This is a genomic window from Allobosea sp. 2KB_26 (assembly GCF_052115715.1).
GTDB lineage: Bacteria > Pseudomonadota > Alphaproteobacteria > Rhizobiales > Beijerinckiaceae > Allobosea.
In genome coordinates, this window is sequence record NZ_JBFRHE010000003.1 from 419380 (window position 1) to 431990 (window position 12611).

The window sequence follows — 12611 nt, forward strand, 5'->3', positions numbered from 1 at the left end:
ACTTCACGCATGAGCGAGCCTTTCTCGATCACTCCCGCCGATATCGAAGCGGCCGCACAGCGTATCGAGGGGCATGTGCTGCGCACGCCGCTGGTGCCGGCGCCGCGCCTGTCCGAGCTCACCGGCGCGACCGTGCTGGTCAAGCACGAGAACATGCAGGCGACGGCCTCCTTCAAGGAGCGCGGCGCGGTCAACAAGCTGCTCACCCTGACTGAAGCCGAGCGGGCCCGCGGCGTCATCGCCATGTCGGCCGGCAACCATGCACAGGCCGTCGCCTATCACGCCCGCCGCTTCGGCATCCCGGCGACGATCGTGATGCCGGAGACGACGCCGCTGGTGAAGGTCGAGAACACCAGGGCCCATGGCGCCCGCGTCGTGCTCTATGGCGAGACGCTCTACGAATCGGCCGTGCGCGCCCGCGAGCTGGCGCAGGCCGAGACCCTGGTCTTCGTGCATCCCTATGACGACGCCGTGGTGATGGCCGGCCAGGGCACGGTCGCACGCGAGATGCTGGCCGATGCGCCTGATCTCGACGTGCTGATCATCCCGCTTGGCGGCGGCGGGCTGATGGCGGGCAATGCCATCGCGGCCAAGGCCCTGAAGCCGGAAATCGAGCTGATCGGCGTCGAGGCCGAGCTCTATCCCTCCTTCTACAATGCCGTGAATGCCGAGGACCGGCCGATCGGCGGCGCGACCCTGGCCGAGGGCATCGCCGTGAAGACCGTCGGCGAACTGACCTTGCCGATCGTCTCCAGCCTGGTCTCCGATATCGTCCTTGTCGGGGAGGACCTGATCGAGCGCGCGGTCAACGCCTATGCCAGCCTGCAGCATTCGCTGGCCGAGGGCGCCGGCGCCGCGGGGCTGGCCGCGATGCTGAAGGAGCCGGAGCGCTATCGCGGCCGCAAGGTCGGCCTCGTGCTCTGCGGCGGCAATATCGACACCAGGCTGCTCGCCGCGATCATGGTGCGCGAGCTGGAGCGCGAGGACCGGATCGCCGCCTTCCGCCTCACCGCCAGCGACCGGCCGGGCCTGCTCGGCAAGGTCGCGAGCCTGCTCGGCGACCATGGCGCCAACATCCTCGAGGTCAGCCATGGCAGGCTCTTCCTCGACGTGCCGGCCAAGGGCGTGACGCTCGACGTCACCGTCGAGACGCGCGGCGAGAGCCATACACGCGCCATCGAGGAGGCGCTGCGGGCCAATGGCTTCCAGCCGCGCCGTATCTTTCCGCGTGGCCTTGCGGAACAGGACCGCTGATCAAACATTATGGCGGCGGAGCGCACCACCACCGGACGCGCCCGCGAAACAAGGGGTCTCGACTTTCGATGAGCGAACGCAGCTATCAGCAACCCGCGATCACGCCGATCGAGCAGCGCCCGCTGCAGAATGTCAGCGGCGTGCTGGGGTCGCGCCTGTTCGCCTGGATCGGCGACATCATCGCCCTGTTCATCCTGGGCTGGCTCGTGGTCGCGCTCCTGATCTTCCTCGGCCTCGTCACCTTCGGCGCGACCTGGCTGCTCCTGCCGATCGCGACGGTCGCGACCGCGCTCGGCTATGCGGCGCTGACCATCGGCGGTCGGAAGCAGGCGACCTGGGGCATGCGCATGGCGGGTCTCAGGGTCGAGACCGTCAATGGCGGCCGTCCGGACGGGCTCGCAGCCGCCGTCCATGCCCTGCTGTTCTATGTCGCGGCAGGCACGGTCGCGCTCTGGGTGCTCGATATCCTCTGCGGATTGGTGCGCGATGACCGCAGGCTCGGCCATGACATCCTGACCGGACTGGTCGTCGTCCGCACCTGATCCGCATCGCCACTCTTGTTGCCGGCTGCGCTGCTGCTACACTCGCGGTTCAGGTCGTTTCCGGAGCGATACGAACGTGACGCGCCCGTTGCGGGATGCCCCGCAATTCTATCTGACGTCACCGACCTCCTGCCCGTATCTGCCCGGGCGGGAGGAACGCAAGGTGTTCACCCACCTTGTCGGCGGACGGGCGCGCGACCTCAACGACGTGCTCTCGCAAGGCGGCTTCCGGCGTTCGCAGAGCATCGCCTATCGGCCCGCCTGCGAGACCTGCCGCTCCTGCGTCTCCGTCCGCGTCTGCGTCGACGACTTCCGACCGTCTCGTGGGTTCCGGCGCGTGCTCACGCGCAATTGCGACCTGATCGGCGAGGAGCTGCCGCCGGAGCCGCGCTCCGAGCATTACTCGCTGTTCCGCAGCTATCTCGACGAACGCCACCCCGATGGCGGCATGGCCTCGATGTCGGCCCTCGATTTCGCGATGATGATCGAGGACACGCATGTCGAGACCAACCTGATCGAGTATCGCCGGCGCGGTCCCGATAGCGGCTTCACCGGGCGCGGTGTCGGCGATCTCTTCGCGATGGCGCTGACCGACCGGCTGAATGACGGGCTTTCCATGGTCTATTCGGTGTTCGACCCGATGCTGGAGCAGCGCTCGCTCGGCACCTTCATGGTGCTCGACCATATCGAGCGGGCCCGCAAGCTCGGCCTGCCCTATGTCTATCTCGGCTATTGGGTCGATGGCTCGCCCAAGATGGCCTACAAGTCCCGCTTCCTGCCGCAGGAGCGCCTCTCGCCCCAGGGCTGGGAACGGGTCGACTCGAACACTTAAACCGTTTGAAACGCATCGTCGAGGCGCGCAAAACGCGCTTGCGGCCCATGCTCCCTGCCGGCACCCTGCCCGCAATGGCAGGGTGCCCGGGTGTCAGTGGTAGGCCCCCCGGCACAGCGACGTGCCACTATGGAGGAAGCCTTGAGCGATCAACTGACCGAGCGGCTGGAACGCTGCTATACCGGCATCATCCACGATGTCATGCGCGCCATGGGGCTGAAGGATTTCACGCTCCCGCCCGATCTGAGGCCGCTCCTGCCCGGCCAGAAGCTCGCCGGCCCAGCCTTCACCGTCGAGGGCAAGACCGATCCGGATTTCGATGCGCATGAGACCCTGCTCGGCTGGACCGGCCTGCTCTCGCGCGCCAAGCCCGGCCATGTCTGGGTCTGCCAGCCGAATACCGACGAGGTCGCGCTGATGGGCGAGCTTTCCGCCGAGACGCTGAAGAACAAGGGCGTGCGCGGCTGCGTCATCGACGGCCTGTCGCGTGATACCGAGTTCATGGTGGATATGGGCTTCCAGGCCTATTTCCGCGCCTATACGCCACGCGACATCGTCGGCTTCTGGATGCCGAAGACGATCGACGAGCCGATCAAGATCGGCGCGGTCTGGATCCGCCCCGGCGACTACATCCTAGGCGACCGCGACGGCATCGTGCGCATTCCCGTCGAGGTGATCGAGGAGGTGCTGGAGAAGGCGGAAACCGCGATCTCGGCCGAGAACAAAGTCCGCACCGCGATCCTTGCCGGCACGGACCCGCAGGAAGCCTATCTCCAGTTCGGCAAGTTCTGAACGCCTGCGGCCGGCCTCTCCCGGTCAGCCCGACCGATCCGGCCAGTTCCTCGAGGAGTGACGCCCATGGCTCAGCACGATCCCCGGCTCATCCTGCTCGACCCGCGCGACAACGTCTTTGTCGCGCGGATGCGGCTCGCCGCCGGCGAGACCGTCGAAACCGGTTCAGGCCCGGCCGTGCTCGACCGTGATATCGCGCTCGCCCACAAGGTCGCGCGAAAGCCGATCGTCACCGGCGAAAAAATCCTGAAATACGGGGCGCCGATCGGCGTGGCGACCGAAGCGATCGCGGCCGGCCAGCATGTCCATGTTCAGAACATGAAGAGCGACTACACCCCGACCTATCATCTCGAAGACGAGCGCAAGGCGGGAGCCGCCCAATGAACGACATGCGCGGCTATCTCCGGTCCGACGGGCGCAAGGGCATCCGCAACACGATCGCCGTCGCCTATCTCGTCGAATGCGCGCATCACGTCGCGCGCGAGATCGCCCTGCCCTGGCGCGAGAACGGCGTCCATGTCATCGGCTTTCCCGGCTGCTATCCCAATGGCTATGCCGAGAAGATGATGGAGCGGCTCTGCACCCACCCCAATGTCGGGGCCGTGCTGCTGATCTCGCTCGGCTGCGAGAGCTTCAACAAATATGCGCTCGAGCGGGTGGTGCGCGCCTCGGGCCGGCCGGTAAAGACCATCATCATCCAGGGCACGGGCGGCACGCGCAGCTCGATCAAGGAGGGCCGCGCCTGGGTCGAGGCCGAGCGCGCGCGTCTCGACGAGCAGGAGACCGTGCCGATGGCGCTCAGTGAGCTCGTCGTCGGCACCGTCTGCGGCGGCTCGGACGGCACCTCCGGCATCACCGGGAACCCTGCGGCGGGGCGCGCCTTCGACCTGCTGATTTCCGAAGGCGCCGCCTGCATCTTCGAGGAAACCGGCGAGCTGATCGGCTGCGAGCACATCATGGCGGCGCGCGCCGTGACGCCGCAACTGGGCGAGGAACTGGAGAAATCGGTCGCCAAGGCCGCCCGCTATTACGCGACGCTCGGCTATGGCTCGTTTGCCGCCGGCAATGCCGAGGGCGGCTTGTCGACCATCGAGGAAAAGTCGATGGGCGCCTATGCCAAATCCGGGGCGTCGCCGATCTCGGGCCTGATCAAGCCCGGCGATATCCCGCCCCATGGTGGTCTCTATCTGCTCGATGTCGTGCCGGATGGCGAAGTGCGCTTCGGCTTCCCCAATATCAACGACAATGCCGAGATCGCGGAGCTGATCGCCTGCGGCGCCCATTGCGTGCTCTTCGTGACCGGCCGTGGCTCGGTCGTCGGCTCGGCGATCTCGCCCGTGGTCAAGATCTGCGCGAACCCGGAAACCTATCGCCGGATGGCAGACGACATGGATGTCGATGCCGGGCGGATCCTCGAGGGCCGCGCCGGGCTCGACGAGGTCGGCCGCGAAATCCGCGACCTCGTCGTCTCGCTCGCCAAGGGCGGCAGCACCAAATCAGAGGAGCTCGGCCACCAGGAGTTCATCCTGACCTATAAGAGCTTCGAACCGCTCGGCCCCGCCTGCCTGCCGGCGGCGTGACGAGAGAACGCAGGGGCTTCGTCGCCCCGGGGAGCGCCATTGTCGGCTTAGGCTGCGGTGGCAGCCGCGTTTCGCTGGTCTCTGCGGCCCCTTCGCTCAAGACGGAACTTGTCGCGGGCAGGTTTAATGTCGTTCTGCAGATTCTGTTTCAATGGAACTAGGTACGTCGACTAGGACGTGATCCTAATGACTCCGGTATTGGTGCTCGGGATGAACGCGCGTACGAGCCCTAGGGAAGGAGGCAGACCTAGAGGCACAGCTACGGCACCTTAACTATTTGGAATACGATAGGATTTTCCGAGGTCGGGCCAGCTCGATCGTGCAGAGAGCGAAGCTAGAAGTAGCACCTAAGCTAGTACGCGAGGGCAACACGGCGGTCGTCACAATGCTTAGCCGATTAGCTCGCTCCATTACTCACCTCGGCGAGATCATTGCGGTACATGCGCGAGCCCACCTCGCGAGGGCTTCTCCCGCGAATTGCTAAGCCTGCGAGGGTTTGGCAGAACGCAATAGGTGCGACTCTCGTCGATGGGGCTCAATTTGTCGGACGAACTGACTAACACACTGACTGAAGCCTTTCAGGAAGCTCGTCCCGTCGTACTTTTCGCGGGCCAAAATTTCGACATGCTGGCTGCCAGTCGCGACCCCGTATTAGAATCACTGCTTTCGCGGCTTAAAGTTAAAGCGGACCATCAAAGCTGGTCTGCCGCGCTCGATGCAAAGCTGAGCCAGTCCGATATGGATTGGCTTTCCGAGCGTTTTAGCCGTAGCGTTTCATCAGAAGCCGCGCAGATGGCCTATGATTTACCCTGGAGCGCGGTATTTACCTCCTCCATAGATCCTAACTTCGCTCGCAAGTTCGAAACGCGAGGGCGTCAGCCTGAAGCGGTTTTGGCGGGAGGGACATACGCACGCGTTTCCCGTAGCCGCTCAAGGCCGCCTATTTACTATTTGCTTGGGCGAGCGGGGGACACGGCACCGGACGCGAGCGCGCCCAAGAGCCGGGCCGATTTGAAACGACGGACTTCGCTTCACACAACGGAGTTGCTTAACCGTGTGGCGGAAACAGCTACGGCTCGGGGCGTAATCGTAATTGCGGGATACGATCCAGCCTCCGACTGGCTGCCGCTGGACGAGTTATTAGCCCCCCTTTCGGACGCGCCTGGCATCAAAATTCTGTTGTTCGGGGGAATTGATTTGGAGAAGTCGGCCTTCGCCACCGAGATGGTGGCTGCCGGATCTCTAATCCCCGAATCGAATAGCTTCGCAAACGCCCTTGCAAGCGCTGGGGCCATTGGCTGGGCGGAGTTTAGCGCATCGGCAGCACCAGATGAACCGAGTGTCGTCTCCGTAACGGGAGGGTTACTCGATGTAACGCCAGCGTTGAGGCTTAGAGTCGAGGCCTCGGCTGCGGTCGTGGACGATGGCTGGACGGCAGAGCCTGACCCACTCGATACGTCCGCCAATGAGGAAGCATTTCGAAGATTCCACGGAGACTTAGGTGGATTCCGCACCCGAGTAGAGGGCATCGCCCGTGGTTACGCGATGCAGCGCGATTTTGAAGCGGATCTGCTGCGGGTTGTCGAGCTAACGCTCCGGCGATTGGCTCAGACAGACGGCGTGGTTTTGGTGCATGGACAATCTGGCACCGGCAAGAGCATTGCGCTCGCCCGCCTCGCCCGTGAAATTCGAGAACGGCTCCAACTGCCCGTTCTCGTGGCGACGACGCGCATCCCTACTCACGCAGATATTGACGGCTTCTGCGTCGAAGCTGAACGCATGGGGGCGACGGCGACCGTGCTGCTATGCGATACAAACCATCCCCTCTATCGATATAGAGAACTTGCCTCGGCACTTCAGAGCCGAGGACGCAAATTGTTAATCGTCGGTACTAGCTACAGGGTCGAGCCACGCCTCCAGGGCGGCTCGCGTCAATATGTTGAGGCTCCCTCGACGATATCAACGAAAGAGATTGCCGAGCTTAAGAACATTCTTGGGCGGTACGAGCCGCGGTTCGTTGTTTCGAGTGCCTCACCTGGAGAGGGCCCGAGTGCGCTTGCGATGCTATACCGCTCTATATCGCATGGGCGTGAACACATTAGGGCGCGCATGAATGCTGAGGCGCGATCCGCAGAAGGAGCGGTACGCGAGCGCGCAGCGAAGGTGCCGACGCCAGCAAAGCGGTCGCATTTGGCCGATCAGCTAATAGCCGCAGGCATTGCTGATGAAAATTCACAGATCTTTGCATCTGACAGCAATGGAGCCACACTAGGCCTCGATGCAGCCGGCCGTCTAATAGATTTTGTTATGGTCGCAGGGCGATTAAATTGCCCAGTTCCATTGAATTTAATCATAAGAATTCTTAGTCAAAACTCAGGATCAATTGAAATAGACCAAGCAATTCATTTATTTTCTGGATTAGACATTTTCCGTTGGCATACCGCAAATGCAGAAGGCACCGAATTGCTGATCTCTCCCCGTCTTCAGCTCGAGGCAGAACTAATCTGCCGGAGCCGTTTTGGGGACAGAAGGCATGAGATCGAGCGCCTGATCGAACTCATCAGCGCCGTTCGAAGTGGCGGTGTCGATCGGCAGATTGAACGCAGCTTCCTGCTCGACCTTCTGCAAAAAATAGACCGAGATGGCCCGCGCGGAGATGAGTACCGCGAAGGCTATCTCGCCTTCGGCGAAGCACTCACAACCTTGCGGCAACGCCACGGTGTAATCGATGGCCCTCTAATGGTGCGCGAGTGCGTTTTTAGGCGGCAAGCAGTTTGGTCTCAAGATGGCGCAAACACGACTGTCACCCTTGGCGAGGACAAGAGACTTGCAATCTTGGATGCTGCGCGGTCGATCGTTGAGGAGGCTTTTCGCCTTATCGATGCAGGGGAATTGCACGCCAGCAAACGTACTCGGCAAAGCTTAGCGTCCGAGCGAGCATCCATTTACGGTTACCTCGCGGTGCAGCGTAGCCGGCTGGATGACGAAGACGGCTCATGGTCGGACTATCTGGCAGCAAAGGCCGCGAGCGCCCGAGCTATGGCTATGACCGATGAATACTATCCCATTGATATCGCTCTTTGGACCTCAAGCGATATGCTTAAAGGCTCCGATTTACCCGACGACAAGCGCGCGGACGTCATTGCAGATTTGTACGCCACTTTGGACCTGGTAGATCCAAATCTACTAGGCGCCGATCAGCAAGTCCGGTACTTTGATCGCCAAGCGAGAATTGGTGTTGCTATCGGAAACAGCGAACTTTCGGCCGCAGCACTGGCTAATCTTGAGAGCGTAGCTCCTGCGGCAGCGACCTTTCTAGTGGCCCGGCAACTTGCCTCCCCTCTCGAAAAGGTCGACCCACCATACACTAGCGATCAGCGGAAGCTCGCAGCATCGGCCGCCGATTACATAGCCAGCCGAAAAGCGGCTGACGTATCAGATGACGCGCGTTGCCAACGTCTACTGTTACGCCTTCGCTGGGCTCAAGCTACTGGCGAGCGCCTGCTCCGCAGCGAGCGAGGCATCACCCCCGCCGATCCAGCCCAGATCAGCGATATTCTCTCGATTGTATCCGGAATTAATGATCGATCTGGCTTGGCCAGTCGAAATACCGAGCGCTATCTTGAGGCGGTTCTAGCTTGGCTGGCAAAGGACACCGGCCGGGCGATAGATATGTGGAAGTCGCTTTCGCGCGACAGTGAATTTGAGGACCGATCTCGCGTGATCCGACGGCTGTTGGCATCTGATGCTGCGGGAGCTCCTATAAAGTACAGAGGCCGAGTGGAAGGCGTGAAGGGGAAGAATGATTGGAAAATTCGCGTTGAGGGCCTCAATATCTCCATCAATCTGTTGGGCCACGAGTTTTCGGAGCATGATCTCGCCCATGGACGTGAACTCCGGGATTTTGGAATCGCGTTCAACTACGTGGGGCCAGTCGCGGATCCCCTCACTCGGCCAGTGAGTCGTCGATGACTCCGGTCGACTTGGCCAACCGCTATACACGGCTCCGCCAGCGCGTCTCGATGCACGTCCCGAACGCATGCGGCGAGGTGTCAGTCCTCTTGCCAGCCAATCTCGAAGACGAGATGGCATTCTATCGTCTCGTGAACTGGGCCTACATTGTTCTCAATGAAGCTGCGAAAGTGCCGCTCGCGTTCCTGATGGCGCTGCCGCCACTCCAAGCTGGAAACGGCCTGCGAACGGAGGTTGGGAGAATGCGCACCTTTGTGGCGCACAATCTCGACGTAACGAGTCCGCACGATCGAAAGACCTATGCTTTCGCACACAGCTGGTTCCGGGAGGCGTGCGGCGTAGGAACTCCGACAGAAAACTCGCAATTCTCAAAATGCAGTGAATACTTAGGCAAGAAAATCGATGAAGCCCTCCAAGGTGCAATAGCTGCATGCGACGTATTGGATCATCTTGAAGATGGTCCATCACTGGTGACCGACCTTCAAAGTCGAATAAATCTGCAGTGGGACGCGCATCTTTTTGACCCTATATTGACAGAAATCGCCGCAGAATTCGGAAATCCCGGCCTTGATTTACTTTCAATCCGCTCCAAGAACCTTGACGCTTGGCGCAAAACGTTAGCCACAGCGAACGAGGCTGATCGCGAACGAGCGCTTAGATTAAAGATCGAAGCAACCGTTATCGCTGCAATTGCCGACACACTGCCGTTGACGACCAAAGAGATATCGGAACGGCTTGTTTTGGCAGGCCAGGAGGTAGTTATAGCTGCCATGGTGATCTTACGCGACGTTCGCCGATTTGCGCCAGCAACTGTGAGCGAAATAATAGATCGTGTCGGTAGTGAGGTACTAGGTTCAAAAACGTAACCGGAGCCGCACCGAACGTTGGGTGCATTAAATTAAAACTGGATAGGCCGCAGCATCCGTGCAGTCGAAGTCGTGAGCCGGGGGACCCAGGCTCACCGCCGATAAACCACCAGTACGCACTGGCAATGCCATGGTGCGCGCGCAATTTCGCTGGCACGATATCTTCAACCGCTCGTCGGCGCCTCGCTGATCGTCATGCTGGTTGTCGACCGCTGCCTCTGGCCCGGCGCCGCGCGATAGCAGCGCCACGGGCCAGCAGCATGCCGGCGCGTTGAGCGCACAGAAGAAAAGGCAATACTGAGTTCTTTGACAGGGATGTCCTCGGAGCACGCCGGCAGCTGCTCAATGCCGCCACAGACCTGTTCCTGCTCGACCAGGACCCGACTAAGCCCTCCAACGCGCATTACGGCGACATCGCGCTGCGTTCGGCGCCGCATCTCGAGGACAAAGTACGAAAGGTCTGTGCGGGTCGGTCGCGGCCATGCCAAGCCTGCCGCATGAGGGCGCGGTCACGCTTAGGGGCGAGACCGATTCAGAAGTCGCCCGCCTCGTGCGTGCTGAAGCTCTCCCCGGTGCCGACTGACACAGACCTCGCCGCGATCCCACTGAGCCAGTCGCAGCACCATCTTGCGGCAATCGCCGAACGTGCTGCCTCTCGGAAAGCGTCACCGCAATTCTCGCCCAACGAGGCGACCGCACTGTACTGCACGCGGTCAGCGCCCATGAAGGCGCACATCTATCCGACAAAAGCTTCGAACCGCTCGGCCCCGCCTGCCTGCCGGCGGCGTGACGAGAGAGCGCAGGCGCTTCGTGTCCTTGGGTCATTGACCGGCGGCCTGCCGCGCCGTAGCGCGGAAACCATGGGCGCGACGGCGACAGGGGCGAGATGGGGGCGCGGCATCGTTGCCGTGCTCTGCGCCTATGCGCTGATCCTCAGCGCAGTCCTGCTCTCGATCGGGGCCGGCCTCTCGGCTGGCCCCTCGCCCTTTCCGCGGCATGTCCTCTGCGCGCCCGGCGGCTCGTCCGAACCGACGGCGCCGGCGAGCCCGGAGCAATCCAAGACCTGCTGCGCGCTCGGCTGCCTTGCGAGCGCCAGCGGCGCCCCTCCTGTCGCAGCTGCGGCCCTTCCGCTCCAGCGCAGCATCAGTGTTGCGAGAGGCGTCATCGCCCCGCCCGCAGCACGCGTCGCGACCAGCCGCAGCCTCTACCCGCTTGGAGCGCGCGCCCCGCCTGCCCTGACCTGAAGCCAGACTTTTCCCCTTCAGGACAGGACATTTCCATGACCATCGTTGCATCGACGCAGGCCGCGCCTGCGCGCGCGGATACACGCGCCGCCTCCCTCTACCGCGCCGTCTGGCGCTGGCATTTCTATGCCGGGCTCCTGACGCTGCCCTTCCTCATCCTGCTCGCGGTCACCGGCGGGCTCTATCTCTTTCGCACCGAGATCGACGGGCTCATTCATCGCGATCTCAAGCGGGTGGAGATGCGATCGACCGCCCCAGCCGCTGCGACGACACTGGTCGCCAACGCGCTCGCAGCCTTTCCCGGCAAGGCCGTGAAATTCGTACCGCCGGCGACAGCGTCATCGGCTGTGGAGGTCACCGTCCGGGACGCCACTGGTGCGCGCAAGGTCGTGCATGTCGATCCCTATGACGGGCGTGTGCTTGGCCAGATTCCCGACAAGGGCACGGTGATGTGGGTGGTGCGGCAGATCCACAGCCTCGCCTATTTCGGGCCGGTCGCGAATGGCGTGATCGAGATCGCCGGCGGCTGGTCGATCCTGCTGGTCGGGACCGGGCTCTATCTGTGGTGGCCGCGCGGTCGCAGGGGCGGCGTGGTCTCGCTGCGTGGCGATGCCGGCAAGCGCGTCTTCTGGCGCGACCTGCATGCCGTCACCGGCGCTTTCGCCGGCGTCTTCATCGTCTTCCTGGCGATCACCGGCATGCCTTGGTCCGTGCTCTGGGGTGACCAGGTCAATCGCTGGGCGAACGGGCATAATTTCGGCTATCCCGCAGGCATCCGCGTCAACCTGCCGATGTCGGATGAGCATCTGCACCATGCCGGGCCGACCTCATGGTCGCTGGAACAGGCGCGCGTGCCGGAATCCATCGCGACAGCGGCAGCACCGGTCAGCCTCGACACGGCGGTGGCGCGGTTCGATGCGCTTGGCCTGGCCCGCGGCTACGCCATCAACCTGCCGGCCGGCCCCAACGGCGTCTTCACGGGTTCGGTCTATCCGAACGACCTGTCGCAGCAGCGCGTCATCCATCTCGACCAGTATAGCGGCGAGCCCTTGCTCGACATGTCCTTCGCGGATTACGGCCCGCTCGGGAAATGGCTGGAATGGGGCATCAACGTCCATATGGGGCAGGAATTCGGCCTGACGAACCAGCTCTTCATGCTGGCCGTCTGCCTGGCGATCATCCTGCTCGCGGTCTCCGCCGGGGTGATGTGGTGGAAGCGACGCCCGGCCGGATCGCTCGGGGTGCCGCCGCTGCCGCCGGAGCGCCGGACGCTCTACGGCGTCTTCGCCATCCTGGCGATCGGCGGGCTGGTCTTTCCGCTCGTCGGTGCGTCGCTGATCGTCATGCTGGTCGTCGACCGCTGCCTCTGGCCGAAGACCGCGCGCTAGCGGCATGCCCGGGCCGGCATGCATCCGGGGCATGCCGGCCCGTTGATCGCACAGAAGAAAATTCTTCGTTTCCCGGGAAAATCGGCGACGGATTTAAGACTAAATCAAACGGAGCCGGCGCAGGTTGCCGGTTCTTGCCTG

The 12611-nt window shown here is 62.6% G+C and carries 10 protein-coding genes; all 10 read left to right on the plus strand.

Annotated elements, in window-relative coordinates; translation table 11 throughout:
* Positions 1 to 9 precede the first annotated feature (9 nt).
* On the plus strand, positions 10 to 1254 hold the full coding sequence (locus tag AB4099_RS12775) for a threonine ammonia-lyase (protein ID WP_113518187.1): 1245 nt from the start codon (positions 10 to 12) through the stop codon (positions 1252 to 1254).
* A gap of 68 nt (positions 1255 to 1322) precedes the next feature.
* A complete protein-coding gene (locus AB4099_RS12780; protein ID WP_113518186.1) occupies positions 1323 to 1796 on the plus strand; it encodes an RDD family protein in 474 nt (157 codons plus the stop codon).
* A 76-nt stretch (positions 1797 to 1872) separates the two neighbouring features.
* Complete coding sequence (locus AB4099_RS12785) at positions 1873 to 2628, plus strand: arginyltransferase (RefSeq protein WP_113518185.1); 756 nt, start codon at positions 1873 to 1875, stop codon at positions 2626 to 2628.
* A 141-nt stretch (positions 2629 to 2769) separates the two neighbouring features.
* Positions 2770 to 3420 carry an RraA family protein gene (locus AB4099_RS12790; RefSeq protein WP_244523334.1) on the plus strand — a complete coding sequence of 217 codons (651 nt, stop codon included), beginning with the start codon at positions 2770 to 2772 and terminating at the stop codon, positions 3418 to 3420.
* 66 nt (positions 3421 to 3486) lie between these two features.
* Positions 3487 to 3804: a UxaA family hydrolase gene (locus AB4099_RS12795; protein WP_113518183.1), complete on the plus strand. Its 318-nt coding sequence runs from the start codon at positions 3487 to 3489 to the stop codon at positions 3802 to 3804.
* Positions 3801 to 5000 carry a UxaA family hydrolase gene (locus AB4099_RS12800; RefSeq protein WP_441478355.1) on the plus strand — a complete coding sequence of 400 codons (1200 nt, stop codon included), beginning with the start codon at positions 3801 to 3803 and terminating at the stop codon, positions 4998 to 5000. The genes AB4099_RS12795 and AB4099_RS12800 overlap by 4 nt, the downstream gene beginning before the upstream one ends.
* 540 nt (positions 5001 to 5540) lie before the next feature.
* Positions 5541 to 8972 (plus strand): hypothetical protein, encoded by a 3432-nt coding sequence (locus AB4099_RS12810; protein ID WP_441478356.1) that lies wholly within the window; start codon positions 5541 to 5543, stop codon positions 8970 to 8972.
* The gene (locus AB4099_RS12815; RefSeq protein ID WP_441478357.1) at positions 8969 to 9838 is read left to right on the plus strand and encodes a hypothetical protein; all 870 of its coding nucleotides are present in this window, start codon (positions 8969 to 8971) and stop codon (positions 9836 to 9838) included. Before AB4099_RS12810 ends, AB4099_RS12815 begins: the two co-directional genes overlap by 4 nt.
* A 722-nt stretch (positions 9839 to 10560) precedes the next feature.
* Positions 10561 to 11082: a hypothetical protein gene (locus tag AB4099_RS12820; RefSeq protein WP_441478358.1), complete on the plus strand. Its 522-nt coding sequence runs from the start codon at positions 10561 to 10563 to the stop codon at positions 11080 to 11082.
* A gap of 35 nt (positions 11083 to 11117) precedes the next feature.
* Positions 11118 to 12470 carry a PepSY-associated TM helix domain-containing protein gene (locus tag AB4099_RS12825; protein WP_441478359.1) on the plus strand — a complete coding sequence of 451 codons (1353 nt, stop codon included), beginning with the start codon at positions 11118 to 11120 and terminating at the stop codon, positions 12468 to 12470.
* Positions 12471 to 12611: the final 141 nt, after the last annotated feature.

What these genes read in the sequence shown, in the direction of transcription:
- AB4099_RS12780 (WP_113518186.1), top strand. Translation starts at nt 1,323, where the DNA reads ATGAGCGAACGCAGCTATCAGCAACCCGCGATCACGCCGATCGAGCAG.
- AB4099_RS12825 (WP_441478359.1), top strand. Translation starts at nt 11,118, where the DNA reads ATGACCATCGTTGCATCGACGCAGGCCGCGCCTGCGCGCGCGGATACA.
- AB4099_RS12795 (WP_113518183.1), top strand. Translation starts at nt 3,487, where the DNA reads ATGGCTCAGCACGATCCCCGGCTCATCCTGCTCGACCCGCGCGACAAC.
- AB4099_RS12800 (WP_441478355.1), top strand. Translation starts at nt 3,801, where the DNA reads ATGAACGACATGCGCGGCTATCTCCGGTCCGACGGGCGCAAGGGCATC.
- AB4099_RS12820 (WP_441478358.1), top strand. Translation starts at nt 10,561, where the DNA reads ATGAAGGCGCACATCTATCCGACAAAAGCTTCGAACCGCTCGGCCCCG.
- AB4099_RS12815 (WP_441478357.1), top strand. Translation starts at nt 8,969, where the DNA reads ATGACTCCGGTCGACTTGGCCAACCGCTATACACGGCTCCGCCAGCGC.
- AB4099_RS12775 (WP_113518187.1), top strand. Translation starts at nt 10, where the DNA reads ATGAGCGAGCCTTTCTCGATCACTCCCGCCGATATCGAAGCGGCCGCA.